General features: G+C 68.5%; 20 protein-coding genes. 5 read left to right on the plus strand and 15 right to left on the minus strand.

The features are described from left to right. Positions 1-12: 12 nt before the first annotated feature. Both AC2YHT_RS16170 and AC2YHT_RS16175 read left to right on the plus strand, forming a co-directional pair. Positions 13-501, plus strand: a complete 489-nt coding sequence (locus tag AC2YHT_RS16170) for a hypothetical protein (RefSeq protein ID WP_487290805.1) — start codon at positions 13-15, stop codon at positions 499-501. Positions 502-549: 48 nt separating this feature from the next. Continuing rightward, a complete protein-coding gene (locus AC2YHT_RS16175; protein WP_487290806.1) occupies positions 550-1014 on the plus strand; it encodes an SEL1-like repeat protein in 465 nt (154 codons plus the stop codon). A 91-nt stretch (positions 1015-1105) separates the two neighbouring features. Here AC2YHT_RS16175 and AC2YHT_RS16180 read toward each other — a convergent pair whose 3' ends face one another. From AC2YHT_RS16180 to AC2YHT_RS16200, 5 genes are all read right to left on the minus strand, one after another. Then, positions 1106-1744: an isochorismatase family protein gene (locus AC2YHT_RS16180; RefSeq protein ID WP_487290807.1), complete on the minus strand. Its 639-nt coding sequence runs from the start codon at positions 1742-1744 to the stop codon at positions 1106-1108. 76 nt (positions 1745-1820) lie between these two features. Then, the gene (locus AC2YHT_RS16185) at positions 1821-3014 is read right to left on the minus strand and encodes a CaiB/BaiF CoA transferase family protein (protein WP_487290808.1); all 1194 of its coding nucleotides are present in this window, start codon (positions 3012-3014) and stop codon (positions 1821-1823) included. A gap of 12 nt (positions 3015-3026) precedes the next feature. Further along, positions 3027-4910, minus strand: a complete 1884-nt coding sequence (locus AC2YHT_RS16190) for a hydantoinase B/oxoprolinase family protein (protein WP_487290809.1) — start codon at positions 4908-4910, stop codon at positions 3027-3029. Positions 4911-4913: 3 nt separating this feature from the next. Then, positions 4914-6971, minus strand: coding sequence for a hydantoinase/oxoprolinase family protein (locus AC2YHT_RS16195; protein ID WP_487290810.1), 2058 nt, complete (start codon positions 6969-6971; stop codon positions 4914-4916). Between the two features lie 140 nt (positions 6972-7111). Further along, complete coding sequence (locus AC2YHT_RS16200) at positions 7112-9592, minus strand: TonB-dependent receptor (RefSeq protein ID WP_487290811.1); 2481 nt, start codon at positions 9590-9592, stop codon at positions 7112-7114. Positions 9593-9766: 174 nt separating this feature from the next. Here AC2YHT_RS16200 and AC2YHT_RS16205 point away from each other — a divergent pair, with 174 nt between their 5' ends. Beyond that, positions 9767-10681, plus strand: coding sequence for a hydroxymethylglutaryl-CoA lyase (locus AC2YHT_RS16205; protein ID WP_487290812.1), 915 nt, complete (start codon positions 9767-9769; stop codon positions 10679-10681). Between the two features lie 165 nt (positions 10682-10846). Here the strand turns inward: AC2YHT_RS16205 and AC2YHT_RS16210 are convergent, their stop codons facing one another. From AC2YHT_RS16210 to AC2YHT_RS16230, 5 genes are all read right to left on the minus strand, one after another. Continuing rightward, positions 10847-11269: a DUF2141 domain-containing protein gene (locus AC2YHT_RS16210; protein ID WP_487290813.1), complete on the minus strand. Its 423-nt coding sequence runs from the start codon at positions 11267-11269 to the stop codon at positions 10847-10849. Positions 11270-11273: 4 nt separating this feature from the next. Continuing rightward, positions 11274-12449, minus strand: coding sequence for an aromatic ring-hydroxylating dioxygenase subunit alpha (locus AC2YHT_RS16215; protein WP_487290814.1), 1176 nt, complete (start codon positions 12447-12449; stop codon positions 11274-11276). After that, positions 12446-13654, minus strand: a complete 1209-nt coding sequence (locus AC2YHT_RS16220; protein WP_487290815.1) for a serine hydrolase domain-containing protein — start codon at positions 13652-13654, stop codon at positions 12446-12448. The genes AC2YHT_RS16215 and AC2YHT_RS16220 overlap by 4 nt, the downstream gene beginning before the upstream one ends. Next, the gene (locus tag AC2YHT_RS16225) at positions 13654-14547 is read right to left on the minus strand and encodes an SMP-30/gluconolactonase/LRE family protein (RefSeq protein WP_487290816.1); all 894 of its coding nucleotides are present in this window, start codon (positions 14545-14547) and stop codon (positions 13654-13656) included. The genes AC2YHT_RS16220 and AC2YHT_RS16225 overlap by 1 nt, the downstream gene beginning before the upstream one ends. Before the next feature lie 79 nt (positions 14548-14626). After that, entirely contained in the window at positions 14627-15181 is a 555-nt protein-coding gene (locus tag AC2YHT_RS16230; protein WP_487290817.1) for a TetR/AcrR family transcriptional regulator, read from the minus strand. A 279-nt stretch (positions 15182-15460) separates the two neighbouring features. Here AC2YHT_RS16230 and AC2YHT_RS16235 point away from each other — a divergent pair, with 279 nt between their 5' ends. Next, positions 15461-18088: a TonB-dependent receptor gene (locus AC2YHT_RS16235; RefSeq protein WP_487290853.1), complete on the plus strand. Its 2628-nt coding sequence runs from the start codon at positions 15461-15463 to the stop codon at positions 18086-18088. An 88-nt stretch (positions 18089-18176) separates the two neighbouring features. Continuing rightward, entirely contained in the window at positions 18177-19490 is a 1314-nt protein-coding gene (locus tag AC2YHT_RS16240) for an MFS transporter (protein ID WP_487290818.1), read from the plus strand. A gap of 130 nt (positions 19491-19620) precedes the next feature. On the opposite strand, the gene ku is transcribed toward AC2YHT_RS16240, so the two are convergent. The 5 genes from ku to AC2YHT_RS16265 all read right to left on the minus strand — a co-directional run bounded on the left by ku (position 19621) and on the right by AC2YHT_RS16265 (position 26828). After that, complete coding sequence (gene ku / locus AC2YHT_RS16245) at positions 19621-20451, minus strand: non-homologous end joining protein Ku (protein WP_487290819.1); 831 nt, start codon at positions 20449-20451, stop codon at positions 19621-19623. A 1-nt stretch (position 20452) separates the two neighbouring features. Further along, positions 20453-21919, minus strand: a complete 1467-nt coding sequence (locus tag AC2YHT_RS16250) for an alpha,alpha-trehalose-phosphate synthase (UDP-forming) (RefSeq protein ID WP_487290820.1) — start codon at positions 21917-21919, stop codon at positions 20453-20455. Further along, positions 21916-22710, minus strand: coding sequence for a trehalose-phosphatase (gene otsB, locus AC2YHT_RS16255; RefSeq protein ID WP_487290821.1), 795 nt, complete (start codon positions 22708-22710; stop codon positions 21916-21918). Before otsB ends, AC2YHT_RS16250 begins: the two co-directional genes overlap by 4 nt. A gap of 132 nt (positions 22711-22842) precedes the next feature. Beyond that, positions 22843-24639: a glycoside hydrolase family 15 protein gene (locus tag AC2YHT_RS16260; protein WP_487290822.1), complete on the minus strand. Its 1797-nt coding sequence runs from the start codon at positions 24637-24639 to the stop codon at positions 22843-22845. Between the two features lie 35 nt (positions 24640-24674). After that, positions 24675-26828, minus strand: a complete 2154-nt coding sequence (locus tag AC2YHT_RS16265) for an amylo-alpha-1,6-glucosidase (RefSeq protein ID WP_487290823.1) — start codon at positions 26826-26828, stop codon at positions 24675-24677. Positions 26829-26961 lie beyond the last annotated feature (133 nt).

Below are 26961 nucleotides of genomic sequence, written 5' to 3' on the forward strand. Positions count from 1 at the left end.
GCGGAGGCTACCTTGTCGAACGGGATCGCGCGGACGGCCGTCCTTGTCCTCGCCATGGCCGCTTTGGGAGCCTGCGCCAGCTCGCAACAGGCGCGGCTGGCCAGCCTTGGTCCCTTGCAGACGGCGCTGACGACCTCGCCGGAGGAACTGCGCGCGCGGGCCGATCGGAACGACGCCTCGGCCCAGCTGAGCCTGTCGCTGCTCTACCAATACGGCCAGGGCGGCGTCGAGCGCGACCCCATCGAGGCCTATCGCCTGCGCAAGGCGGCCACGGCGTCGCGCGGGTCCATGCCGATCACCACCTATATCGCCGGCTTGAACGGCAAGCCCGGACGGGTCTCGATGATCTTCGTGCCGCGCTACGACGTTGCGCCGTTCCAGGCGACCATCAACCTCGCCTGCTCCCAGGCCCTGGCCCAGGACGATCGCTCGCCCGAAGCGGTCGGGGCATGCGGGGGCGAGGAGAACTACGCCGAGCTGGCGGCCCGTTGGCGGCGCTGAGCCGCATCAATTTAGAAAAAGGGGAGGAAAGCTTTGTCGAAGACGGTCATGTCCATCGCGTCCCTGATCGGAACGGCGCTGCTGATGACGGCCTGTGCGACGGTCCCCGAGGACCGGCGCGCCGAACTGGAGCCGCTGAAGCTGGCCCTGACCACCTCGCCCCAGGAGCTCCGTGAGCGCTCCGTGGGTCCCAGCGCCAAGGTCCAGCTGGCTCTGGCGCTGCTCTACGAGACCGGCCGGGGCGTCGAGCGAAATCCGGCCGAGGCCGAGCGTCTGCGCAAGGCGGCGACCGCTTCGCGCGGGCGCTTGCCGGTCTTCGAGCGCGGCCCGCTGGACCCGCCGGGCGGCAATTTCGCCCCGGAAACCTCGCCGCGCTACGACATCGTGGAGCCGCAGGTCGCCGCCAACCGCGCCTGCGCCAAGGCCCTGGCCGCGGGCGACCGTTCGGCCAAGGCGGTGCAGACCTGCGGCGGCGAGGCCGGTTACGCCGAGCTGGCGGCGCTCTGGCGCTAGACTCGATCGATATTTCCACCGTGCATCCCCGCGAAAGCGGGGGTTTTACGGATTTTGGGGAGGCTGCGGGCCGAAGACTGCCGACCCGAGCCTAACCTGTCGCGCCGGCGATCAGCTCCAGCGCGTCGGCTTCCGACACCACCTCGGCGTACTTGGCCTGCAGGTCGAAGAGGTTGGCTTCCTGCACGCGCTCGTCGCGGTCGCCGGAGGCTTCACGCACCACGAACGGGATGAAGCCGTGCTGGAGCGCGTCGAGCGCGCTGGCCCGCACGCAGCCGCTGGTCGAGAAGCCGCCCATGATCACCGTGTCGACACCCATGGCCCGCAGGGTCGAGGCCAGCGGCGTGCCGAAGAAGGCCGAGGCGTACTGCTTGGACAGCACGATCTCGCCCTCGATCGGGGTGATCTCCTTGGGAAAGGCGCCCAGCGGCGAGCCTTCCTGGAAGGCCTTCAGCGCCGGCACCTTGCGATAGAACACCCCGCCGTCGCGGCCGCCGACGCCGGCCTGATAGACGACGTTGGTCAGGATCACCGGGATGCCGGCCTTGCGCGCCGCCTGCAGCAGCCGGGCGTTGCTGGCCAGGGCCGCCTCGACGCCGGCATAGAGCGGCGAGTCCGGCAGCAGATAGGCGTCGACCACGTCGATGATCAGCAGGGCAGGGCTCTTGCCGAAGGCCAGGCGGCCGCCGAAGCCGGCCTTATGGTAGTCCGCGTCCAGGTCTTCAGCCATTTCTACTCCGTGCATCCCCGCGAAGGCGGGGATCCAAGCTGACTCTCGATATCCACTGTGGAGGATGGGGGAGGTCCTAGACCACCCCCTGCTCGGCGAACGCCTTCAGCTCGCTTTCCGAGATCCCTAGTTCGCCCCAGACCGCGCCGTTGTCCTGGCCCACCGCCTGCGAGGCGATGGCGCGGACGACGCCGGGGGTCTTGGACAGCTTGGGCATGACGTTCTGCATCGGCAGCTCGCCCCAGCGCGGGTGGTCGAGCGTGACGATCGACTCCCGGGCCGCGAAGTGCGGGTCGGCCAGCATCTCGGGCGCGCGATAGATCTTCCCGGCCGGCACGCCGGCCTCGATCATCTTGGCCTCGACCTCGTCGACCGTGAGGGTCTTGGTCCATTCCTCGATGAGGGCGTCCAGCGCCTTCATGTTGCGGCCCCGGTTGACGTGGTTGACGTAGTCCGGGTGCTGGGCGAGCTCGGGCTGGCCCATGGCCTTGCACAGGCGACCGAACACCGTGTCCTGGTTGGCGGCGATCAGGTAGTCGCCGTCCTTGCAGTGATAGACGTTCGACGGGGCGATGCCGGGCAGCACCGAGCCCGAGCGCTCGCGGATGTAGCCCATGACCTTGTAGTCGGGGACCAGGCTTTCCATGACCTGCAGCACCGCCTCGTAGAGCGAGCTGTCGACCACCTGGCCCTGGCCGGTGGCGTCGCGGTGGCGCAGGGCCGCCAGGGCGCCGAGGCAGCCGTAGGTCGCCGCCAGGGCGTCGCCGATCGAGATGCCCATGCGCGAGGGCGCGCGGTCGGGGTCGCCGACGATGTGGCGCCAGCCGCCCATGGCCTCGCCGATGCCGCCAAAGCCGGCCCGGTCGGCATAGGGACCGGTCTGGCCGTAGCCCGACACCCGCACGATGATCAGGCCCGGGTTCTCGGCGTGCAGGACTTCGGGGCTCAGGCCCCAGCCCTCCAGCGTGCCCGGCCGGAAGTTCTCGATCAGGATGTCGGCCGTGGCGATCAGCTTGCGGGCCAGGGCCTGGCCTTCCGGCACGCGGAGGTTGGCCGAGACCGTGCGCTTGTTGCGGGCCACGACCTCCCACCACAGCGGATAGTCGCCGCGGCCCCAGTCGCGCATCGGGTCGCCCTTGCCGGGCGGCTCGATCTTGATGACGTCCGCGCCCATGTCGCCCAGCAACTGGCCGCAGAATGGACCAGCGATCAGCTGGCCCATCTCGACGACGCGCAGGCCCTTGAGGGGACCGGTGTTTTCAACCGTCATGACGCTTACGACCTACTCCGCCGCCAGGGCCAGCGGCGCGTTGCGCCACACGGGCGGACGCGGCGCGGGCAGGCCGGTGTCGGCCAGGCAGTTGGCGCGCAGCTCGTCGAGCGACGGGCCGCGATCGAACACCTCCAGCGGGCCGCGTTCGGCGCGGATCTTGGCCCGCAGGGCGTCGGTCGCCGCCGCATCGACCTTGCCGGCGGCGTCCAGCACCACGCCGAAGCGCTTGGCGCCCTCGGCGCTGACCAGGCCGCGCGCGACCTCCAGCTCGACCAGCTCGACCTCGCGCTCCAGCGGGTCGCCCCAGCCGCCGCCGCCCCAGGTGACGAAGTGCAGCAGGTCGCCTTTGTCGACCTGGACGCCGTCGCACTTGGAGGGCAGGGCGATGCTCTCGCCATTGGCCTTGTCCAGGCGCTTCCACGAGCGGGCGCCAGGCGCGCCGCCATTGACGCCCCACGGCGGCACGAACCAGCGGTCGTCGTGGATGGCGATCGTGCCGGCTTCCGTGAACTTGTAGGTCATGTGGATGCCGTTGCCGCCCCGGAAGCGCCCGGCGCCGCCGCTGTCGGCCACGCTCTCGTAGCGCTCGATTATCATCGGGAAGTAGCGTTCCAGGAACTCGTTCGGAACGTTGGTGAAGCCCGGCCACAGCGAGTGACCGTCGGCGCCGTCGCCGAACGGACGGCCCGGAATGCCGCCGAAGCCGATCTGGAACAGCTGGAACCACTCGCCCTTGCCGTCGAAGCCCGAGAACATCAGGTGCGGCGAGCTCGAGAAGCCGGCGGCGCACAGGAATTCCGGGGTCTTCTGGCCGAGCAGCGCGCCCAGCACGTCGAAGATGCGGCCCAGGGCGTGGGTGCGGCAGGACAGGGCGGCCGGGAACTTCGGCTTCAGCAGGCTGCCTTCCGGGATCCGCACGTCGACGAGGTCGTAGAAGCCGTCGTTGAACAGGATCTGCGGGTCGAAGACCATGATCATGTAGATGCCGAAGAACATCTTGAACATGTTCTCGTTCAGCAGGAAGTTGATCGAGCTTTCCGACTGCGGATCGGTGCCGTCGAAGTCGAGCACCACCTTGCCGCCTTCGCGCCACATGGTGCACTTGATCTTGAACGGACCAGCGCCCTTGCCGTCGTCGCAGATGTAGTCCTCGAACGACACCGGCTGTTCGCCGATCGCGGTCGAGATCAGGTGGGCCATGGCGCGATGGTTGCGGGCCAGAAGCTCGGTCAGGGCCGAGTTGAAGACGTCGTCGCCGAAGCGTTCGCAGATCTCGACCACCCGGCGGCCGGCCACGCGGCATGAAGCGACGATGGCGTGCAGGTCGGCCTTGAACCACTCGGGCATGCGCGACTGGTGGGCGGCGATGCGGACGATGTCGCTCTGCAGCTCGCCCTTGCGATACAGCTTCACCGGCGGCAGGCGGAAGCCTTCCTCGAAGATCGAGTTGGCGTCGGTGGGCAGCGAGCCGGGCACCTTGCCGCCGACATCGGTCATGTGGCCGAACATCGCCGACCAGGCGATCAGCCGGCCGTCGCGGAAGATCGGCGCGATGCACAGCTGGTCCGAGGTGTGGCTGATTGCGCCTTCGACCGAATAGGGGTCGTTGACGAGGATGATGTCGCCTTCCTCGATCTCGCCGTCATAGCCCTTGAGGAAGCCGTCGATGAACGAGCCGAACTGGCCCACCACCATGCGGCCGTCGCGGTCGGCGATCAGCGGGAAGGCGTCGCCCTGTTCGCGGATGCCGGGCGACAGCGCGGTGCGGAACAGGGTGGCGTCCATCTCGACGCGGGCGTTGCGCAGGGCGTTCTCGATGATGTCGAGCGTCACCGGATCGACGGCGACCTTGCCGAAGGGCGTGGAATTGGTTTCCAGGATGCGCGCGGGCATGGCTCAGGATTCCTTGGCAGGGTTGATCAGGATGACGCCGTAGACGTCGACGACGGCTTCGCAGTCGGGCAGCACCAGGGTGGTCGAATCCATCTCGGTGATGATCGCCGGACCCGGAATGCGGTCGCCGGCGCGGAGCTTGGAGCGGTCGTAGATGGCGGCCGGCTTCATGCCGCCGTCGGCCCAGACCTCGTGGTCGCGGATCTTGGCGCGCGAGGGATCGCCGTCGCCCTTTTCGATCTCGAGGGTCGGGATTTCCTGGACCTTGCCCACGGCCACGGCGCGCAGGTTCACGAACTCATGCTCGGCGTCCATGTTGAACGTGAACAGGCGGCGGTGCTCTTCGTCGAAGGCGGCCGCCAGACGGGCCAGGCCGCCGGCGTTCAGCATGTCCAGGGTCACGACCATCGGCACTTCGAAGGCCTGGCCGTGATAGCGGATGTCGATCTCGAAGCTGGTCTCGATCTCGGCGTCGGCGACGCCGTCGGCCTTCAGGGTGGCGCGGATCTGCGCGTCCATCTCGTTGAAGAACGACAGCACCTCGGTCTCGGTCGCCGCCGAAATCCGCTTGGAATAGGAGCGGGCGGTTTCGGTGCGCATCCGGGTCGTGGCGTCGCCCAGGGCGCAGAGCACGCCCGGCGAGACCGGCGACACAGCCGGCCACGAGCCCATCAGCTTGGCCACGGCGTTGACGTGCAGCGGACCGGCGCCGCCGAAGCCCATCAGGGCGAAGTCGCGCGGGTCGTAGCCCTGCTGCACCGAGATCATGCGCAGCGCGCCGAACATGTTCTCGTTGACGATGTCGATGATGCCGCGGGCGGCTTCATAGAGGTCGATGCCCAGGGCGTCGGCGATGGTCTGCACCGCCGTGCGGGCCGCTTCGCGGTCGAGCTTGAAGGCCCCGCCCAGCAGGTCTTCCGGCAGATAGCCGAGCACGACGTTGGCGTCGGTGACGGTGGGAGCCGTGCCGCCCTTGCCGTAGGCGGCCGGACCCGGCGCGGCGCCGGCCGACTCGGGGCCGACGCGCAGGGCGCGGGTCAGTTCCGGCACCTTGGCGATCGAGCCGCCGCCGGCGCCGACCGTCTTCACGTCCAGCGACGAGGCGCGGACGGTGAGGTGGCCGACGTCGGTGGTGCGCACGCGGCGCGGCTCGCCGTTTTCGATCAGGGCCACGTCGGTCGAGGTGCCGCCGACGTCGAGCGTGAGAATGTTCTTCAGGCCCGAGTTACGCGCCACCCACAGGGCGCCGGTGACGCCGCCGGCGGGGCCGGACATCAGCAGGCTGACGGGGTGCTCTTCGGACTTTTCCGACGACATCAGGCCGCCGTCCGAACGCAGCAGGGCGATGCGGCCCTGCATGTCCAGGCCGCGCAGCTTGTCGCGCAGGTTCTTGACGTACTTGGAGACGACCGGACGGACCGAGGCGTTGGCGACGGTGGTCAGGGTGCGCTCGTATTCCTGCATCTCGGGCAGGACCTCGTGCGACAGCGAGACCAGCACGCCCGGCAGGATCTCGGCGGCCAGCTCGGCCACGCGGCGCTCGTGCGAGCCGTTGAGGTAGGCGTTCATCAGGGCGATGGTCACCGCCTCGACGCCTTGCGCCTTCAGCTTGGTCAGCTGGGCGCGGGCGTCGGCCTCGTCGAGCGGGCGGATCTCCTTGCCGGCCGCGTCGATGCGGCCCTTGATCTCGACCGTGTCTTCCAGCTTGGCCAGCGGCTCGGGCTTGGGCCAGATGATCCAGGCGGCGAGGCCCCCCGGCACCAGCGAGCGGGCGATCTGCATCACCTGGTGGTAGCCTTCGGTGGTCACCAGGCCGACCCGGGCGCCCTTGCCCTCGAGCACGGCGTTGGTGGCCACGGTGGTGCCGTGCAGGAAGACGTCGACGTCCGACGGCTTGACCCCGGCCTTTTCGCAGACCGCGTTGACGCCGGTCATCACGCCGACCGAGCTGTCATGTGGGGTCGACGGCGTCTTGTGCCGCCAGAAATCGCCCGTCGCCTCGTTCAGCAACAGCAGGTCGGTGAAGGTCCCGCCTACGTCCACGCCCAATCGGTAAGCCATCGTCAGCCTCTTTGCTGGCGCGCCAACTCCCCCCAGGGCGACGGCGCGACGCCTATTCGGGCGACATTCCCCCGATCGGGCGGTGCGCGCCGGATCGGGGGAGGGGTTTCACCGCTGTGCGGGCGCCGCCCGTCGAACCGTCAGAACTTCACGGCGAGCTCCACGCCCCAGGTCGCGCCGGCGGCGGGCGAGACGAAGCTGCCGCCGAACTCCGGCGCCGGGATCACCTCGGCGGCGTAGTCCTCGTCGAGCACGTTCTTGCCGAAGGCGGTCAGGCTCCAGGCGTCGGCCTCGACCCCGGCCCGCAGGTCCAGGGTGGTGTAGGCGTCGCGGCGGGATTTGGCGTAGTTGGCCCGGCCCAGCGCCCCGTAGCTCAGCTCGAAGACGGTGGGATTGTCCTGGTCCTGCACGACGTGGAACCAGGTCGGCCCCGTGCCGCGCACGTCGGCCCGCAGGTGCAGCGACAGGTTCTGCGGCAGCGGGTGGGTGTAGTCGGCCGCCAGATTCCAGGTGTAGCGCGGCGTGTAGGGCGACTCGTTGCCCACCGTGTCGGGCCGCACGCTGTTCTTCCGAATCTCGCTGTCGGTATAGGCGCCCGAGGCCTCCAGGATCAGGTTCGGGCTGGCCTTGTAGCGCAGGCCCAGCTCCGCGCCCTTGATCCGCACCTCGTCGATGTTCGACACCACGCGCAGCAGGCCGAACGGGCCGACGAAGAACTCGAAGAACTGCATGTCGTCGACGTCGGTCTGGTAGGCGGCGGCGTCCACGGTCAGGCGGCCGTCGAACATCCGGCCCTTGGCCCCGATCTCGAAGCTCTTGGAGACTTCCTTGTCGAAGTCGTCGCGGATGGTCACCGGCTTGTAGCCGGCCGCCGTGCGCACCGGGTTGATGAACAGGTTCACCGTCGCGGCGCTGCCCTGGCTGTTGAAGCCGCCCGACTTGAAGCCGACGCCCCAGTCGCCATAGAGCGTCCAGTCGTCACTGGCCTTCCAGCGCAGGGCGATCTTGGGCTGGAGCTGGTCGTAGGTCTTCTTCTGGTCCTTGATGCCGCCGGGATTGATCGTCGTGTCGAGGCCGGGGTTCAGGGCCGCGCCGCCGGTATAGGCCGGGCCGTCGAAGTCGATGTACTTGGTGCGCGCGGCGGTCGGCACCAGATTGTGGACCTTGCGCTCCTCGCGGTCGTAGCGCAGGGCCAGCGAGCCTTCGAGACCGGGCGCGAAGTCGTAGGCCAGTTGGCCGAACACGGCCGCCACGTCGCTCTTGAAGTCGTCCCAATAGAGCTGCTCGGTCGAATAGGCCGAGGACGAGGGCACGTAGAGCGACCGCGGAACCTCGCCGCCGCCGTCCAGGCCGGTGGCGACGCCGACCTCGCGGTCGATGCGCAGGGCGTAGGCGCCGACCATCCAGCGCAGGGCCTGGTCCGAGCGCGAGGTCAGGCGCAACTCGCCCGACAGGTCGCTCTGGTCGCGCTTCTGATACTGGTAGCCGTCGCAGGTGGTCGGCGTGTACGGCCCGAAGAACGAGCCGGCGGCGGTGGTTCCCAGGTACTGCGGCGAGGGCAGGGTGACGCCCTTGGCGTTCAGCGCCGCGATCGAGGCCGCGCAACTGGCGCTGGCGTTGAAGAAGCCGAACGAGGCCGAGGTGCCGTCGGCGACCAGGTCGTTGTCGATGTCGGAATAGAGCGTCCAGCCCGTCAGGGTCGCGAAGCCGAGGTCGCGCTCCAGCTTGGCCGAGACCTCGAAGGCCTCCTGCCGGTTGGTGTGCTGCACATTGTTCTGGAAGACGAAGTCGTGGTCGTTGACGTCCTCGTAGTAGGACGGCGTGGACAGCACCGAGGCGAACGAGGGCAGGGCGAAGACGGCGTTGTAGGCGATCGAGCCGGCCGTCAGTCGGCCGTAGCGGGCCTTGAGGTCGAGCTTGGTCTTGTCGTCCAGCCGCGCCACCAGGCGGCCGTTGAGATTGTAGCCGCGGAAGCGATCGACGGCGCCGTCGCTGAACTGGCTGTCGTAGAAGCCGTCGGTGCGCCGCCAGTCGGCCGACAGGCTGCCGGCCAGCTTGTCAGTGAGCGGTCCGGCCACCCGCAGGTCGCCGGCGTAGCTCTTGCGGTTGCCGGCGCTGAGCTTGGCCGAGCCTTCGAACTCCTCGCCGGGCTCGACGGTGGAGACGATGATCGCGCCGGCGGCGGCGTTGCGGCCGTAGACCGCGCCCTGCGGACCCTTCACCACCTCGATCTGGCGAAGGTCGGAGAATTCGCGGTTGAAGGCGGCCGGATTGGCCATCTGCACGCCGTCGACGACGAAGGCGAACGAGGCCTGGGCGTCGCGGGCGCCGTTGACGCCGCGGATGTTGACCTGGGCGTCGCCCTGTTCGGCCGCCTGCACCAGGCTGACGCCCGGGGTCAGGGCCACGAAGTCGGCGGCGCGGGCCACCCCGGCGGCTTCCAGCGTCGACTGGCCCAGGGCGGTGACGGCGGCGGGCACGTCGCGCAGGTTCTCGGCCCGCTGGCGGGCGGTGACCACGACTTCTTCGACGGCGGTGTCCTGGGCGGACGCGGCGTCGGCCCAGGCCAGGGCCAGCAGCGATACGCCGGCGCAGGCGGCGAGTGTTCCAGCAGTTTTCATTGATCAGCTCCCCTCGTTGATCGGGGGAGCTTGCGCCGCGTACCGACGTTCGCTGCGTGGCCGCGCGGGCTCCCCGCCTGTCGGGCGCCGGGGGCGGGGCGCTGGTTTCGAAGGCGCCGCCGCGCATGCTCGCGCGCCATGCCTGCCCGCGTCGCGGGCGTCGAGGAACACGTCATGACCACCCGCATCGAGATCGTCGAAGTGTCGCCCCGCGACGGGCTGCAGAACGAGAAGACGATGGTCTCGGCGACCGACAAGGCCGCCCTGGTGCTCAAGGCCGTCGAGGCCGGCGCCCGTCGGGTCGAGGCGGTCAGCTTCGTCAATCCGCGCGCCGTGCCGCAGATGGCCGACGCCGACGAGGTGATGGCCCGGCTGCGCGGCCAGCAGGATCTGCGCGCGCGCGGCGTGTCGCTGATCGGCCTCGTCCTGAACCGCCGGGGCCTGGACCGCGCCATCGCCGCCGACGTCGACGAGGTCAATTTCGTGGTGGTGGCCAGCGAGACCTTCAACGCCCGCAACCAGGGCGTCCCGGTCTTCGAAACTCTGAGGCAGATTTCCGAGGCGCCCGAGGTCGCGCGCCAGGCGGGGCTGAAGCTCGGCGTCACCATCGCCGCGGCCTTCGGCTGTCCGTTCGAGGGCGAGGTGGCCGTCGAGCAGGTGGCGCGGATCGCCGCCGAACTGGCGAGCTTCGGCGTCACCGAGATCACCCTGGCCGACACCGTCGGCGTGGGCGACCCGCTGGCGGTCGAAACCCGCTTCGGCGCCGTCCGCGCCGTCGCGCCCGGCGCGGTGCTGCGCGCCCACTTCCACAACACCCGCAACACCGGCCTGGCCAACGCCTTTGCCGCCTGGCGCGCGGGCGTGGCCAGCCTCGACGCCTCGATCGGCGGCATCGGCGGCTGCCCCTTCGCCCCGGCCGCCACCGGCAACGTGCCGACCGAGGACCTGGCCTACATGTTCGCGCGGATGGGCGTGGCGACGGGGCTCGACCTGCCGTCGCTGATCGACACGGCGGGCTGGCTGAAGGGCGTGCTGGGCGCGCCGGCGCTGCCGGGGATGGTGTCGAAGGCGGGCGGATTTCCCGCCTGATCCTTCTCCCCTTGCGGGAGAAGGTGGCGTCCGAAGGACATCGGATGAGGGGTCTCTCAAAAGCAAAACACCGCGAAAGCCGATCAGCTTTCGCGGTGTTTCAGGTCTGTGCGACCCCTCATCCGTCGGCTGGCGCCGACACCTTCTCCCGCAAGGGGAGAAGGATCAGTATTTCAGGCCGATGCTGACGCTGGCTCCACCAGCGCCGACGTCCACCGCCGAGTCCTCGAACTTCGGCGGGCCGAAGCGGGCCTTGGGATCGCGCGACAGGCCGACGCCGTCGGCGGGCAGGCCCAGGGCGGTCTTCTTCATCACCCCGTCGCCGTCCTCGTCGTGGAAGGCCAGGAACGACCATTGGCCGGGCGGCAGGTTGGCGATCTTGGCGGTCACGGCGCCGGAGGCGGCCGGGACCTTCACGTTGTAGGGGCAGGTCTTCAGGAAGGTGGCCTTGTCGCAGGCCGAGACCACGATCTGGCCCTTGGCGCTGCGGGCCCCGGAGACGCGAACCTCCACGGAAGCCGCGTGGGCGACTCCCGTGGCGGCCAGCGCGGCGACGAGGGCGAGGATGCTCGTTCTCACACTCTTCACCGGACTACTCCGCGGCCGTGGCGGCGGCGCCGCCGTGGCGCTGCTTCAAGGCTTCCTGGCGCACCCGCTCGCCGTCGACCAGCGGCACGGTCTTCAGCAGGAAGTCCTTGGCCAGCTTGGGATCGGCGCGGTCGGGCGAGGGGATGACCATCGCCCGCTTGCCCTGGATGTCGCGCTCCATGGCGTCGACGTCCAGCGCCCAGCCCTTCTCGATCAGCTCGCGGCGCTTGTTGCGCCAGGCCACCATGATGCCGTCTGACTTCACGCTGACTTCCTCGTGCAGATAGACGGGCAGCAGCTCGGGGCACACCTTCTCCATGATCACGCGGTCCTGCTCGAAGATGCGCAGGGTGCGGCGGCGGCTGTCGCCGTCCCAGATCTTCTGGGTCAGGAAGTTGCGGGCCATGATCCAGCGGGTGATCGTGGTGGTCTCGTCGATCGGCGTGTTGACGTCGAAGATCACCGTCGACCAGGTCGGGGTCGGGCGGATCTGGATCCGCACGTGGGCGCCCGAGACGTGGAAGCCGTTGCGCACCGTCACCATGCTGCGCTTGGCCTTGCGGAAGAACTTCCACATGCCCTTGTACTCGGGCGGCACGAATTTCAGCTCGGCATAGGCCGAGTACTCGTCCTGCTCGAGGGTGAACTCGTGGACCTGAGGGGCCTCCTTGTCGCCGAAGCTTGGGTGGACGAAGGCCGCGTGCGAGGGGTCGATGCCGTTCTCGGTGATGCGGGCGTAGTTGGCCTTCCACTCGTAGGTGCCGCGGATGCAGCGCCAGGACGGATCGTCGAACTCGGGGAAGGGCGGCAGGGGCGGGCGCTCGGCCTCGGGCAGGTCGCCCATGAACACCCAGATCATCCCGTACTTCTCCTGCACGGGATAGGAGTCGATCTTGGCGCGCGGCGGGATCTTGGCGTCCGGCTCCTGCGACGGGATCTTCACGCACTTGCCGCCGCCGTTGAAGCGCCAGCCGTGATAGGGGCACTCGATGGCGTCATCGACGACCATGCCGCTGCCCAGCGACGCGCCGCGGTGGATGCAGACGTCCGACAGGCAGCTGACCTTGCCCTTGGAGTCGCGGAACACCACGAACTCCAGGCCCAGCATCTTCACCCGCTTGTGGCCGCCCTTGGCGATCTCGTCGCTGTAGTCGGCCACGTACCACTGGTTCTTGATCATGGCGTCTTCTCCGGCTGCGGGGCGGGGGTGAGTCCGCGGAGGATGAGGTTGGGTATCTTGGTGTCGTCCCAGTCGTCGAGGTCCACCCCGTCGCGCAGGATCACCAGTTTCTGCGAAGGCACGATCCAGAGGCGGCGCTTGCCCCAGCCGTCGAGGAAGATCGCATCTTCCGCGGCGATCGGCTCGGCCGACTTGCTGCTCTTGTCGGGACGCTCGGGCGTATAGATGCGGTCGGCCGCGTAGGGGCGGCCGCGCCAGATCTGGAAGCCATAGCCCGGATTGGCCTTGCCGGGCGCGCTCATGGCTTCGACGTACGAGGCCGGCAGGACCTCGCGGCCCTCGAACGAGCCGCCATTGGCCAGCATGACGCCGATGCGCATCCAGTCCTGCACCTGCGAGACCAGGCAGCAGTCGCCGTGGGCCAGGCCGCCTTCCTTGGCCAGCCACAGCTGGCCGTCGTGCATTGCCAGCGGACGGAACAGCTTTTCCGACATGTAGTCGGCGAAGGTCTTGCCGGTGGCGCGCTCGACGATGACGCTCAGCGCCACCGGGTCGGGATTGTGATGGCCGAACACCGTGCCCGGCGGGTGGGTCGCCTTCAGGGCCAGATTGTCCTTGGCCAGATCCGGCGACAGGAAGGTGCGGATGGTGCTGGACCACGGCGCGTAGGAATAGTCCGGCGCCGCCAGGCCCGACGACATCTGCAAGAGGTCGCGGATGGTGATCTTCGCGCGTTCGTCGCCGCGCCACTCGGTGATGAAGTCGGCGGCCGGCTGGTCGACCGACTTGATCTTGCCGTCGGCGATCGCGGCGCCGATCAGCATGCCGGTTAGGGTCTTGGTGAAGGAGTGGGCCTTCATCCGGCTGGTGGGGCCCACGCCGTTCCAGTAGCGCTCGTAGACGATCGCCCCGTCCTTGACGACGATCAGGGCGTCCGACTTGCGGGCCCCGGCGTAGTCGGCGGCGGCGTCCAGGGCGGCGGGATCGATCCCGGCCGCCTGCGGCGTGGTCTTCGGCAGGGCCTTGCCCGGCGCGCCCTTCACCACGGCGACCGGCTTGTACCAGTCGATCGGCGGTTCCAGCGGATTGACGGTCAGGGCGCGGAAATAGCGGCTCCAGTAGAGCGGCGCGGAGGCATAGGTCGCCGCGCCCGCCAGGACGACGACGCCGAGGCCCGCCAGCAGGATCTTGCGCTTCTTGCCCATCAGGCCGCCTTTGCTTCCACGATCGAGGTGACGCCGAACGGGATGTCGAGCTTAACGCTGGCGACGACCTCGCCGCTGTCCAGCGCGATCTTGGCCAGCTGGCCCGAGAAGAAGTCGCCGGCCCAGAAGTGGGCGCCGTCTTCGCTGGCGCGCAGGAACGACCAGCCGCGGCCTTCCGGCACGGCGTAGGCGCGGACCACCGAGCCGTCCTGGGCGATGCGGCGCACTTCATTGCCGCAGCTGACCAGCACGTCGTCGTTCGGGGCGGTCGCCAGGCCGAACACCATGCCCGGCGGATCGGTGCGGACATAGAGCGGCGACAGCTGGGCGTCGGCCTCGATGTCGTAGCGGAAGACGGTGTGGCCGGTCTCGGAGACGTAGGCCACGGTCTTGCCGTCCGACAGCAGGGCCAGGTGGGTGACGCCCAGGAAGCCCATCACGCCGCCATGATATTCGGGGCGATAGAAGCGCACGACGCGGCCGTCGGCGTCGAAGCGCACCAGGCGGCCCTCGCCGGTGAACGGCGGGGCGAGGCCCGAGAGGTGCTCGCCAGCCAGCGCGCCGCCGTCGGGCAGGAACACCATCGAGCCCAGGCCTCGACCGGGGAGAAGCGAGGCCTGGCCAGGAACGCGGCGTCCGTCGGCGTCGATGCGGGTGACGTTGCGGGCGAAGGGGTCGAGGGCGTTGAGCTCGCCGGTGCGGGGATTCACCGCCAAGCCCGAAACCATGCCGAAGTCGCCCGTATGAAGCGCCGCCTTCACCTGCAGATCAGGGCCCAGCAGCAGGATGCGCGACAGGCCCAGTTTCAGCTGGTGGTCGGTGACCGTGGTCGCGGCCACCCAGAGGTCTCCCGCCTGGGGTTTGACGGGAAGAGAAAGGGGGTCGCCGAACATGAAGGTCTCCGGGTGCCATCAGCCCCGCGGTTGGCGGGATGCTCGGAGATTTTCAAAAAGGGACCGACCGGTCAATTTTCTATTCGGCGATATCCGCCTGACGAGAAATCGCGACCTCGACGCCCGTCTGATAGCGGCCCATCACGTGGTCGAGCATGCCTGCGACCTTATGCCAGGCGTCGTCGTCGTGAAGATCGAAACCGAAGAAGTTCGGCTCGAACTTGGCGCGCATGCCGATGTAGGAGACGGCCGACAGCATGGTCATGGCCACGGCCAGCAGTTCCTTGTCCTCGCTGCGCTGGCCGATGAACAGCCGCTCGTACTCTTCCCAGATGCGGATGCGCACGGCGGTGACGGCGTCGCGCAGTTCGGGCGGCCCGGCGAACTCGCCGGCCATGATGGTGGCGACGGCCGGGTGGGCGCGCAGGGTCGAGGCGTAGGCCCGCACCAGCATGCGCAGGCGCTCCATCGCCGGGCGCTGGTGGAAGGTTTCCAGCGACTCGTCGATCATGTCGGTCAGGCGGGGCCAGACGCCGGTGCGGCGCACCCAGGCGTCGGCCACGCCGCCCAGTCCGCCGAAATAGTCATAGATTTGTTTCTTGCCTACGCCCGCTTCCTTGATTAGGGCGTTCACACCCGCGTCGTGGACGCTTCCGCGCTCCATAAGACGCCCAAAAGCCTCCACGATCGCTGCTTCGGTGGCGATCCGACGTGATTGTCGAGGTTTGGGCGCGGCGGCGATCTCTGACAGCATGGCTTACTTTCCTGAACTCCTATCCGATGGACGGACAAACGCTTTATCGCAAGACCTGTATTGGTCCGGCTCCATCATCTTGACCGGCGGGGAACAGTCGCGGTGAACGCGGCGGGGTGTGGTCAAGATTTGAAGAGGGGAGTCATGACCAAGTCGGCGATGAATATCTACTGTGCGAGCGCGAGCGCTCTTACGCTTTTGGTCTGCGCGGGGCAAGCCTTCGCGCAAACGACAACTTCAGAAGAGTCCACGGTGATTGGAGAGATCACCGTCACGGCGCGGAATAAGTCAGAATCTCTGCAGGACGTGCCGATCACCATCAATGCGGTGTCGGCTGAGACGATCGAACGTCGCAACATTTCTGATATCTCGCGGGTGGCGCAATCCACCTCGGGTCTAACCTTTGACCAGGGTCTGACGCCTAGCGATACGCGTCCGGCCATTCGTGGCGTGCAAGCCGTTCGGGGCCGTCCGAACGTCGCCATCCTGGTGGACGGGGTCGATACGTCTTCGGAAGCCTTCGCCACCGCCGGTGGCGGTGCTCTGGCGAGCCTGCGCTTCGTCGACGCCGAGCGGATCGAAGTGGTGAAGGGCCCGCAAAGCGTGCTCTACGGCCGCTCGGCCTTCTCGGGCGCGATCAACTACATCTCCAAGCGGCCGAACCTCGACGAGTTCGAAGCCAAGGTCAGCATCGAGGCCGGCGATTTCGGCCTCAAGGAAGGCAAGGTCTTGCTCACCGGTCCGCTGGTGAAGGACAAGCTGGCGCTCAGCCTGAACGCCGGCGCCTGGGAGACTGACGGCCAGTACCTGAACAGCGTCAGCGGCGCGCGCGTTGGTGGCGGCGAAGCCAAGGGCGCGGCCCTCGGCCTGCTGATCAAGCCGACCGAGAACCTGACGGTCTTCGCCCGCGTGCAGCACTCGCACGAGGAATACGACCAGATGGCCCGGGCCTTCATCACCTCGGTGAACCCGGCGACCGGCACGGCCAACACCGCCGATCTCGGCGTTGCGGCCCTCGACGGCACCAAGGCCGGCTACACGGTGAAGGGCAACCTCGCCGACGCCGCGGTCGTGCGTAACCAGAAGGTGGCCTATTCGCTGGACCCGCGTACCGGCAAGGACTTCACGGGCACCGTCACCGACGCGACGCGCGCCTCGTTCGAGATCAACTACGAAAGCGACTGGGGCACGTTTACCTCGCTGACCGGCATCACCCGCGGCGAGACCACCCAGGTCCAGGACTTCGACAACAGCGACTACAGCCTGTCGGGCAACGTGCTGTCGGCCTATGCCAGCATCGCGCCGTTCTACGGCTCGCTCTACCAGTATCTGGGCTTCCTGCGCGCTTACGGCCTGAACTACTCGACCGTGGCGCCGACCGGCGGCCTTCCGGCCATCGGCTTCTCGGTGATGCTGGACGACGATTTCGACACCAAGCAGCAGAGCCAGACGCTGCGGTGGAGCAAGGACTTCGGCAAGCTGCGCACGTCCTTGGAAGGCCTGTACTTCCATGAGCAGGCCAGCCAGATCAACAAGGACCAGTTCTGGATGCGTACGGGGTCCGACCCCCGCATGACCATCCTGACGGCGCTCTACATGGGCGGCGGCGCCACGGCGGCCGGGGCCTTCCAGGCGCCGACCTCCACGGCCAAGGCCACGGCGGACTATCCGCTGAAGATCTCGCGCGAAACGGACTCCCTGTCCTGGGCCGGCAGCGTCGAATACGATGTCACCGACGCCCTGACCGTCCGCTTCGACGGCCGCTACATCGAGGAACGCGTGGCCTATCGCGGCAGCCCGTACCAGCCGATGTACTACCGCCTGTTCGGCGTCCAGCTGGTCTGCCTGACCCAACTGGGCTGCGCTGCCGGTCCCGCCGGCACCGCGGCTGCGCGCGCCGCTCAGCTCGCCAAGACCACTCAGATCGACAAGAAGACCGTCCGAGCCGACGCCTTCACGCCGAACTTCGTGGTCAACTACAAGCTGACCTCGCGCAACTCGGTCTATGCGTCCTACGGCGAGGGCTTCAAGCCGGGCGGCGTCGACACCACCGGCACCAGCGGCAGCGTCGATTCGACCTTCAAGCCGGAGAAGCTGCAGAGCTTCGAAATCGGTTCGAAGAACGTCTTCCTCGGCGGCGACCTGGTTCTGAACGGCGCGATCTTCTTCAACCGTTACAAGAACCAGCAGATCGGCACCACCAAGGTGCTGGGCGGCACCTCGGTGCCGTCGGTCGAGAACGCCGGCGAAAGCGAGAGCAAGGGCTTTGACCTGAACTCCGACTGGCGGGCGACCAACTGGCTGACGCTGAGCGGCAACTACACCTACACCGACGCCGAGTTCACCGACTACAAAGTCTCGACCCCGGGCTACTTCGACCGGATCGAGTCGACTGGCGGCAACTACACCGGCAACGCCGTGCCGCTGACGCCCAAGCACAGCTTGAACGTCTCGGCCCTGGTGACGGGCGACCTGCCGGTGGGCGCCGGCTGGACCTGGACGACCGAACTCAGCGGTCGTTACCAGTCCAAGCGCTACATGACCCAGAACAACCTGACCTGGCTGCCGAGTTACTTCGTCTCGGATCTGCGGGCCGGGATCACCGACGGGTCGTGGAGCGTCGATCTTTCGGTCACCAACCTGTTCGACGACGACACCCCGAAGAACGCCATCGCGGCGACCGACTTCGGGTTCTTCGACCTCGTCAACAACACCCCGGTGCGCGCCTACGTGGTTTCTCTGCCCGAGAAGCGCGCCGGCTCGATCCGCATCAGCAAGACCTTCTGATCCTGCTGATCGTGTGAACTGCCAAGGCCCGGCGCGCCTGCGCGCCGGGCCTTTTCCTTGCCCCCAAGCTTTCCTGGAGTTCCCCCAAATGGCGAAGGCCAAAGATCCCGAGCGCTTCGGCATAGTGGCGATCGAGCCGGGCGTACGCGCCGGCCACATGTGGACCGCGCTCTACGCCTCCTTCGTCAATATCGGGCTGGCCACGACCGTGGCGATCATGACGCCCTACGTGCTCAGCGCCAATCTGGGCGTGCCGCTCGACCGCCAGGGCTCGGCCCTGGGGATACTCAACCTCGTCAACGAGGTGGCATTGCTGTTCGTGTTCGGCCTGGCCGGGGCCTTCGCCGACCGCGTGGGGCGCCGGGCGGTCTACGCCGTCGGCTTCCTGGCGACGGCGGCCGGCTATCTGCTCTATCCGCTGGCCACCAGCCTGTGGGACCTGTCGCTCTACAAGGTGATCTACGCCATCGGCATCGGCGCGACGACGGGCATGCTGTCGACCGTCCTGGCCGACTATGTGAAGGCCCGCGACCGGGGCAAGATCGTCGCCCTGTCGGGCGTGCTCAACGGCCTGGGCGTGGTGGTGCTGGCGCTGGCCATCGGCAAGCTGCCCTCCATCTTCGTCGCCGACGGCATGGGCGAGAAGGCCGCCGGCCAAGCCGCCCTGGTGGTCGCGGCGGTGATGTGCGTGATCTCTTCGGCGGTGATGTGGTTCGGCCTCAAGCCGGGCGTGGCGACGCGCACGGTCGAGCGGCCCAAGCTCTCGACCCAGCTCGGCGTCGGCGTCGCGGCCGCCAAGGCCAATCCGCGCATCGTGCTTGCCTACGCCTCGGCCTTCGTGGCCCGGGGCGACCTGGCCATCGTCGGCGCCTACGCCATCGCCTGGGGCAAGAAGGCGGCGCTGGAGAACGGCGCCACCCTGGCCGACGCCCTCGACCAGGGCCGCATCCCGTTCATCGTCGCCCAGTCGGCGGCCCTGCTGTGGCCGGTGGTCGTGGCCCTGATGATCGACAAGGCCCACCGCCTGACCGCGCTTGCCGCCTGCATGCTGCTGGGCGGCGTCGGCTACCTGGCGACCATCTTCATCGACGACCCGCTGAGCAAGGCGGCCATGCCGCTGTTCGTGCTGCTGGGCGTGGGCCAGATCAGCGCCTTCATCGGCTCCCAGGCCCTGATCGGCAAGGAAGCGCCGGAGGAGGGCCGCGGCGCCGTCATCGGCTTCTTCAACCTGTGCGGCGCGTTCGGCATCCTGGTGCTGGGCACGGTCGGCGGCGTGCTGTTCGACGTGGTCGGCCCGGCCTCGCCGTTCGTGCTGGTGGGCATCCTCAACGCGATCGTCGGCTTCGGCTGCATCTACCTGCGTCTGAGGGAGGCGAAGTCGCCGGTGGCCGAGGCGGCCTAAGACGCCAACCCAACGCGATCTCCCCCGCGAAGGCGGGGGTCCAAGCCGAGTCTGGCGAGGTGCGCCGCGTCTCGACGATACGCTCAGCTTGGATCCCCGCCTTCGCGGGGATGCTCGGACTTTGGGGGCGCTAGGAGGCCTTCTTGGTCTTGGCGGGGGTCTTCGCCGCCACCTTCTTCGCCGGCGCCTTGCCGCCAAGGCTCTTGCGCAGCGCCTCCATCAGGTCGACCACGTTGGTGTCCTCGGGCGGAGCGGCCGAGACCTTGGCCTTGCCGCCCTTTTCCTTGCGCTTGATCAGGGCGCGCAGCGCGTCCTCGTAGCGGTCCTTGAAGGCCTGCGGCTCGAACGGTCCGTCCTGCTGCTCGATGATCTTGCGGGCGATGGCGATCATCGAGGCGTCGGCCTTCTTGGCCGGGATGTCGTCGAACAGGTCGGCCGGGTCGCGCACCTCGTCGTAGGACCGCAGCGACCAGGCGATCAGCCCCTTGCCGCGCGGCTCGATGGCCAGCAGCCGCTCGCGGGTGTGCATGACCACGCGGCCCAGGGCGATGCGCTTGGCGCTCGCCATGGCGTCGCGGATCACCGAATAGGCCTCGACCGCCAGCTTGCCGTCGGGGACCAGGAAGTAGGGATTGTCCCAGTAGAGGCGGTCGATGTCGGCCACGTCGACGAAGCGCTCGATGTCGATGGTGCGGGTGCTCTCCAGCCGCACGCTCTCGATCTCCTCGGGCGTGACGATGACGTAGCGGTCCTTCTCGACCTCGTAGCCCTTGACCAGGTCGGACCGCTCTACGGGCCCGAGATCCGGGTCCGTCGCCACCATCTTGATGCGGTTGTGGGTCTTGGGGTGCAGCAGGTTGAACCGCACCTCGCCGCCGGGATTGGTGGCGGTGTAGAGCGCCACCGGGCAGGTCACGAGCGAGAGCCGCAGGTGGCCCTGCCAGGTGGGGCGGGCGGCCATGCTACTTCTTGGCCCCGACCAGGGCGGCCTTCTTGACCGTCACGACCGGCGGCTCCTCTTCGGGAACTTCGGTATTGGCCGCTTCGGCCACCGGCGGACGCCCCTTCAGGGCCGCCACGAAGTCGTCGCGCCAGGCGGTGACGTCCTGGCGGGTGACGTTGTCCATCAAGGCCTCCCAGCGCCGCTTTCGCTCGGTCTCGTCCATGGCCAGCGCCCGGCTCAGCGCGTCGGAGATCTCCTCGGGGCTGTTGGGATTGATGATCAGCGCCTCCTTCATCTGCCGCGCGGCGCCGGCGAAGCGCGACAGGATCAGCACGCCCGGATCCTCGGGGTTCTGCGAGGCGACATATTCCTTGGCCACCAGGTTCATGCCGTCGCGCAGCGGCGTGACCAGCGCCGCCCTGGCCGCGCGATAGACCCCCGCCAGCTCGTCGCGCCGATAGGAGCGGTTGAGATAGCGGATCGGCGTGAAGTCCATCTCGGCATAGGCGCCGTTGATCCTGCCGATCAGGCCGTCCAGCCGGTGGCGGATGTCCTGATAGGCCTCGACCTCGTCGCGCGAAATCGGCGCGATCTGCAGCAGCATGACCTCGTTTCGCGCTTCCTCGTTGTCGTGCAGGAAGCGCTCGAAGCCGATCAGGCGTTCTTCCAGCCCCTTGGAATAGTCGAGGCGATCGACGCCCACGACCATCTTGCGGAACACGCTGTGGGCCGCCATCCGGTCATAGACCCGCATGGCCCGCGAGCTCTTGGTGATGCGGGCGAAGTCCTCGGCGTCGATGCCGATCGGGAAGGCCCCGGCCTCGGTCACCTGGCCGAAGGCGCGCAGGCGGCCGTCCTCGGTCTTCTCGCCGCCGACCTCGTTGAGCACATAGCCCTCGAAGGCCTGCAGGCTCTCCTCGGTCTGGAAGCCGATCAGGTCGTAGTGGAACATCGCCTCCACCAGCGGCCGGTGGCGGGGCAGGGTGACCACCAGCTGGTGGGCCGGCCAGGGGATGTGCAGGAAGAAGCCGATGCGGTTGGTCACGCCCAGCCGCCGCAGCTCCCGCGCCATCGGGATCAGGTGGTAGTCGTGAACCCAGATGATGTCGTCCGGCTCGATCAGCGGCCGCAGGGTCTCGGCGAAGCGCTTGTTGACCCGGTCGTAGCCCTCGCCGAACGAGCGGTCGTAGGCGGTCAGGTCGACGCGGTAGTGGAACAGCGGCCACAGCGTCTTGTTGGCGTAGCCGTTGTAGTACTCCTGATAGTCGCCTTCCTCGAGGTCGACCGTGGCCACGGTCACGCCCTCGATGCGCTGCATCGACAGCTGGCCGGTGAACTCCGGCGTGGTCTTGCCGCTCCAGCCGAACCAGATGCCGGAATATTCGCGCAGGGCCGCGGCCAGGGCCATGGCCAGGCCCCCGACGCTTTCCTCACCCTTGCCGGACGGCGGATTGACGCGGTTCGATACGACGATCAGGCGGCTCATCGGGCTGCCTCGCTGGTCGGGACGGCCTGGGCGGCGGCGTCCAGCCAGGCGTGAACGGCCTCCGGGCCGTCCAGGCGATAGGTCGCGGCGGTGGGACGCTCGGGACCCACCAGCACGCCGAAACCGCCGAGGCGAGCGGCGGCCGCGAAGCCGTCCTCGTCGGTCAGGTCGTCGCCGACGAAGATCGGCGTGGCGCCATGGAAGGCCGGTTCGCGCAGCAGGGCGGCGACCGACGAGCCCTTGTCCTGGCCGGGCGTGCGCAGCTCGGCGACCATGTCGCCCAGTTGCAGGACGAGGCCGGTCTGGCGCGCCAGGCGCTCGGCGGCCTCGACCACGGCGTCGGCGGCCGAGGGGGTGTTGCGGTAGTGCAGGGCGAGACTCAGGTGCTTGTCCTCGAGCAGCAGGCCGCGATCGCAGCGGGCGAGATCGCCCAGCACGTCGCGGGCCTCGGCCAGGCCCTCGTGGGGTTCCGAGCGCCAGGCGCCGGCCGGCGTGCGGCGCTCCAGGCCGTGCACGGCGGCCAGATAGGCCACGCCGTCCTGGCCGAGGATACGCGAAAGATCGTCGAGCGAGCGGCCGCTGACCACGGCCACCCGGTCGTTCAGGGCGGCCCGCAGGCGCGCCAGCAGAGCCGCGCGCGCGGGGTCTGGGCCGACGTCGTCCGGACGCGGCATGATGGGCGCGAGTGTTCCGTCGAGATCGAGGAACAGCGCGGCATTGGCGGGAATATTGATCGGCGGTGTCGGAAGATCCGACGCCGCAAGCCGAGCGGCAGACCCGTACGCGGTCATGCAGTTTGGCCCCTTTCACTATGGAACTAGGCGCCAACAACGCATCCGCGGCCGGTTTCGATCCCCTGCACGGTCCAGCTGTGGGTCACGTTTGCCTCACCAAAACGTGCGCCCCGCAGGGTTGACGCTCCGTCAGCGGACGGAAGTCCACGGCCGGCTGAGCAAGGCCGCGCAGTTGATCAGCCCCACCAGCGAATAGGTCTGCGGGTAGTTGCCCCACAGCTCGCCGTCCTCGAAACCGATGTCCTCCGACAGCAGGCCGGCGGCCGTGCGGCGGCCCAGCATCTCCTCGAACAGATCCCGCGCTTCCTCGATGCGGCCTTCCAGATAGAGCGCCTCGATCAGCCAGAAGGTGCAGATGTTGAAGGCCGTCTGCGGCGTGCCGAAGTCGTCGGGCAGGGCGTAGCGCAGCAGGTAGGAACCCTTGCGCAAGCCCGCCTCGATGGCCGCCACCGTGGCCTTGTTGCGTGGGTCGTCGGCGGCGATATAGCGCAGGTCCACCAGTTGCAGCAGGCTGGCGTCGAGTTCCTCGCCCCCGAAGGTGGCGGCGAACCGGCCCAGGGTCTCGTTCCAGGCCTGGCTGTCGATGGCCCCCCGCACCTTGGCCGCGCGCTCGTTCCAGAAGACGGCGCGATCGGCCAAGCCCAGCTTCTCGGCGACGTTGCCCAGGCGGTCGCAGGCCGCCCAGCACATCACCGACGAATAGGTGTGCACATTGGCCCGGCCGCGGAACTCCCATAGGCTGGCGTCGGGCTGGTCGTGCAGCTGGAAGGCCCGCTCGCCCACCGGCTCCAGGGCCTTGAAGTCGTCGATGGTGGCCGGCCGCAGCAGGCGCTCGTCGAAGAAGGCCTGGGTCGAGGACAGGATGATCTGGCCATAGACGTCGTGCTGCTGGTGCTCGAAGGCCTGGTTGCCGATCCGCACGGGCCCCATGCCGCGATAGCCGGCCAGGTCCGGGGCGAAGCGCTCGATCAGCGCCGGCTCGTACCCCACCCCGAACAGCGGCTGGATGTGGCCGCCGGCCGCCCGGTCGACGATGTTGCGCAGGTAGGAGAGGTAGTTCTCCAGGATATCGACCGCGCCCAGCCGGTTGAGGGCCTGGACCACGTAGTAGGCGTCGCGCAGCCAGCAGTAGCGGTAGTCCCAGTTGCGGCCGCTGTTGGCGTGCTCGGGCACCGAGGTGGTCATGGCCGCGACGATCGCGCCGGTCTCCTCGTGGGTGCAGAGCTTCAGGGTGATGGCCGCGCGGATCACCGCCGACTGCCAGTCCAGCGGCACGGCCAGGCCCCGCACCCAGTTCAGCCAATAGTCCTCGGTCTGCTGCAGCATCCGGGCGCAGGTGGCCCCGACATCGGCGTCGAAGCCCTCGTCGGCCCCCAGGAACATGGCGATCGGCCGCTCGATGCGGAACGTCCGCTCCTCCAGGATGTGCGAGACCGGGCAGTCGGTGGTCAGCCGGATCGTCATGTCCGAGCACAGGTAGCGGATGTGGTTGGAGCCGTTGGTGTGCTCGGCCAGGCGCGCGCCCCAGCTGGCCGTCGGGCGCAGGCGGATGGTGGCGCGGCATACCCCGCTCAGCGGCCGCACCAGGCGGATGAAGGCGGTGGGGCGATAGATGCGGCTGAACTGCTGGAAGCGCGGCGCGAAGTCGATGATCTCCAGGCTCGCTCCGTCGGCGTCGGTGATCACCGTGCGCAGGATCGGGGTGTTGCGCAGATAGGCCTGCTCCACGCTCGTCGCGCCGTCCACGACCACGTCCCACAGCCCCTTGCCGCCCTCGAACGGCGGCTCCAGCCCGCTGAGCAGGGTCGAGAACACCGGATCGGAGTCCACGCGGGGCATGCAGCCCCAGACGAACCGGCCGTCGCGGTCGATCAGGGCGTTCACGGCGCAGTTGCCGATCGGAAAGAGGTCGAGGTTCTGGGGCATGGGATCTTGCTCTTCTTGTTCTTGGGTAAGCAGGACTAGCAGCGGGTCAGGATCGGCACGGTCGAGCGCCGGCCGGCCTGCACCGTGACATGGCGGCCGACGTGCTCGAAGGAAACATCGGTCAGCTTGTCGCCGACGCCGAGGTTCTCGATCGACAGGCTGTCGATGCCGATCGGCAGGCGCGGCTCCTGGATGCGGATCTCACCGGCCCAGCCGTCGACGGTGATCCCCAGACAGGCTTGCAGCATCATGAAGGCCGAGCCGGCCGCCCAGGCCTGGGGCAGGCAGGCCACGGGATAGGCGACCGGCGGCTCGCCCGGCTGGCGGGGGAAGCCGCAGAACAGCTCCGGCAGACGCATCTCGTAGTGGGCGGCGGTCTCGAACAGGCCCGAGGTCATCCGCACCACGCCGTCCCTGTGCCCGTAGCGGGCCAGGCCCATGGCGCAGATGGCGGTGTCGTGCGGCCAGACCGAGCCGTTGTGATAGCTCATCGGATTGAAGCGCGGCTCGCCCTCGGCCAGGGTCCGCACGCCAAAGCCGTTGTGGAACGCATTCGACAGCAGGGTCTCGGCGACCTTGGCCGCCCGTTCGGGCGAGGGCAGGCCGCAGAACAGCAGGTGCCCGGGATTGGAGCCGCGCACCCGGCAGGGCTGGCCGTGGCCGTCGATGGCCATGGCGTAGAAGCCCTTGTCCTCCATCCAGAACCGCTCCTCGACCATCCTGCGCAGGTGTTCGGCCTTGGCGCCCCAGCGTTCTGCGTTGAAGGCCTCGCCGCGCCGACGGGCGAGATCGGCCATGCCTTTGAAGGCGGCGAAAGCGTAGCCCTGCACCTCGACCACGGCGATCGGCCCGTCGGGGAACTTGCCGTCGGCGTGGAAGACGCTGTCTTCGCTGTCCTTCCAGTTCTGGTTGGAAAGGCCGGTGTCGGCCCCGCGGGCGTAGTCGATCAGGCCGTCGCCGTCGCTGTCGCCGAAGTGCTCTATCCAGCCGATGGCCGCCTGCAGGCGCGGCCAAAGACTGTCGATGAAGGCCAGGTCGCCGGTCCGCTCGGCATAGGCGCAGGCCAGGGCCACGAACAGCGGCGTGGTGTCGACCCCGCCGTAGTAGCGGCCGAACGGCAGTTCGCCGAGGGCGGTCATCTCGCCCTTGCGGGTCTCGTGCATGATCTTGCCGGGCGCGCTGTCGCGGAAGGCGCTGACCTCCTCGGCCTGGTGGGCGGCCAGATAGGCCAGCACCCCGCGCGCCAGGCGCGGCTCGATCCACAGCACCTGCCAGGCGGTGATGATGGCGTCGCGGCCGAACGGGGTCGAGAACCACGGGATGCCGGCATAGGGATAGGGGCCGGTCTCGAACTCGGTGGTCAGCAGCGCGAGATCCGCCCGCGACTTCTCCAGCCAGTCGTTGAAAAGGCGGCCGGAACTGTTCAGTCGCGCGCCCCGCCGGCGGCGGCCGCGCATGTCCAGCCGCGCCCGGGCGGCGGCGGCCCGCCAGCGCTCGCGGGTCGGCGGATAGTCCGGAACCGGCCCGACCTCGAGATAGAGGTCGAAATGGGTGTCCGGCGTCAGCATGAACATGAACTCGGCCCGTTGCGGCGTCAGGCGTCCGGGCGGTTCGGAGAAGGCGACGACGCTGTCGCGGCGCAGCCCGTCCAGGCCCTGGTAGGCGAAGTGCACCGAGCGGCCGTTCAGCTCGGCGGGCAGCACGCGACCCCTGGCTTTCCGCTTGGAGCCGCGCACCTCGAACATGTCGTGGAAGTCGGCGTCGTACTCCAGGATCACCGGCAGGATGACCATGTCGCGGCTGTAGTTGACGAAGCGCAGCCGCTCATACAGCCGCTCCGACCACAGGAAGCGCTTGCGTTCGATATGGATCGCGCCGTGCGGCGCCGAGGACCCGCCCAGCGACTGGACGGTCTGGTTGGTCGAGTGCGAGGTGAAGAAGACGTTGTCCTGCGAGACGCTGGCGCTCAGCAGGGCCGGGGGCTTGCCGCCGATCAGCAGGCGCAGGCGCGACAGCAGCCGGGTGTCGTCGTGAAACAGCCCGTCGGCCGCCCCCAGCACGTCGCCGAAGGCGTCGGCCACCAGGAAGGTGTCGCGGTCCTTCAGGGCGAACAGCCGGTAGGGCACGCGCGGTTCGCCGGTCTCGCCCTGCTCGCCGGCGGTCAACGGGGTCGGTGCGAGGTCGTCCATTCGATGCCCCTTATCCGGAACGCTGGGTCTTAAACGCGATCAGCGGCCGCGCCGGTGAGGGCGCGGTCGCTGAAACTTGAAAATACAATGCGGCCTCAGGCCGGCAGCTTGGCCGTTGGGCTGGACCGCCGAC

This window comes from Caulobacter sp. SRI_008 (assembly GCF_057586355.1).

Excerpts from the sequence above, each read along its gene's own strand:
- AC2YHT_RS16175 (WP_487290806.1), top strand. The coding sequence starts at position 550 with ATGTCCATCGCGTCCCTGATCGGAACGGCGCTGCTGATGACGGCCTGT.
- AC2YHT_RS16180 (WP_487290807.1), bottom strand. The coding sequence starts at position 1,744 with ATGGCTGAAGACCTGGACGCGGACTACCATAAGGCCGGCTTCGGCGGC.
- AC2YHT_RS16185 (WP_487290808.1), bottom strand. The coding sequence starts at position 3,014 with ATGACGGTTGAAAACACCGGTCCCCTCAAGGGCCTGCGCGTCGTCGAG.
- AC2YHT_RS16190 (WP_487290809.1), bottom strand. The coding sequence starts at position 4,910 with ATGCCCGCGCGCATCCTGGAAACCAATTCCACGCCCTTCGGCAAGGTC.
- AC2YHT_RS16195 (WP_487290810.1), bottom strand. The coding sequence starts at position 6,971 with ATGGCTTACCGATTGGGCGTGGACGTAGGCGGGACCTTCACCGACCTG.
- AC2YHT_RS16200 (WP_487290811.1), bottom strand. The coding sequence starts at position 9,592 with ATGAAAACTGCTGGAACACTCGCCGCCTGCGCCGGCGTATCGCTGCTG.
- AC2YHT_RS16205 (WP_487290812.1), top strand. The coding sequence starts at position 9,767 with ATGACCACCCGCATCGAGATCGTCGAAGTGTCGCCCCGCGACGGGCTG.
- AC2YHT_RS16215 (WP_487290814.1), bottom strand. The coding sequence starts at position 12,449 with ATGATCAAGAACCAGTGGTACGTGGCCGACTACAGCGACGAGATCGCC.
- AC2YHT_RS16220 (WP_487290815.1), bottom strand. The coding sequence starts at position 13,654 with ATGGGCAAGAAGCGCAAGATCCTGCTGGCGGGCCTCGGCGTCGTCGTC.
- AC2YHT_RS16225 (WP_487290816.1), bottom strand. The coding sequence starts at position 14,547 with ATGTTCGGCGACCCCCTTTCTCTTCCCGTCAAACCCCAGGCGGGAGAC.
- AC2YHT_RS16235 (WP_487290853.1), top strand. The coding sequence starts at position 15,461 with ATGAATATCTACTGTGCGAGCGCGAGCGCTCTTACGCTTTTGGTCTGC.
- AC2YHT_RS16240 (WP_487290818.1), top strand. The coding sequence starts at position 18,177 with ATGGCGAAGGCCAAAGATCCCGAGCGCTTCGGCATAGTGGCGATCGAG.
- ku (WP_487290819.1), bottom strand. The coding sequence starts at position 20,451 with ATGGCCGCCCGCCCCACCTGGCAGGGCCACCTGCGGCTCTCGCTCGTG.
- AC2YHT_RS16250 (WP_487290820.1), bottom strand. The coding sequence starts at position 21,919 with ATGAGCCGCCTGATCGTCGTATCGAACCGCGTCAATCCGCCGTCCGGC.
- otsB (WP_487290821.1), bottom strand. The coding sequence starts at position 22,710 with ATGACCGCGTACGGGTCTGCCGCTCGGCTTGCGGCGTCGGATCTTCCG.
- AC2YHT_RS16260 (WP_487290822.1), bottom strand. The coding sequence starts at position 24,639 with ATGCCCCAGAACCTCGACCTCTTTCCGATCGGCAACTGCGCCGTGAAC.
- AC2YHT_RS16265 (WP_487290823.1), bottom strand. The coding sequence starts at position 26,828 with ATGGACGACCTCGCACCGACCCCGTTGACCGCCGGCGAGCAGGGCGAG.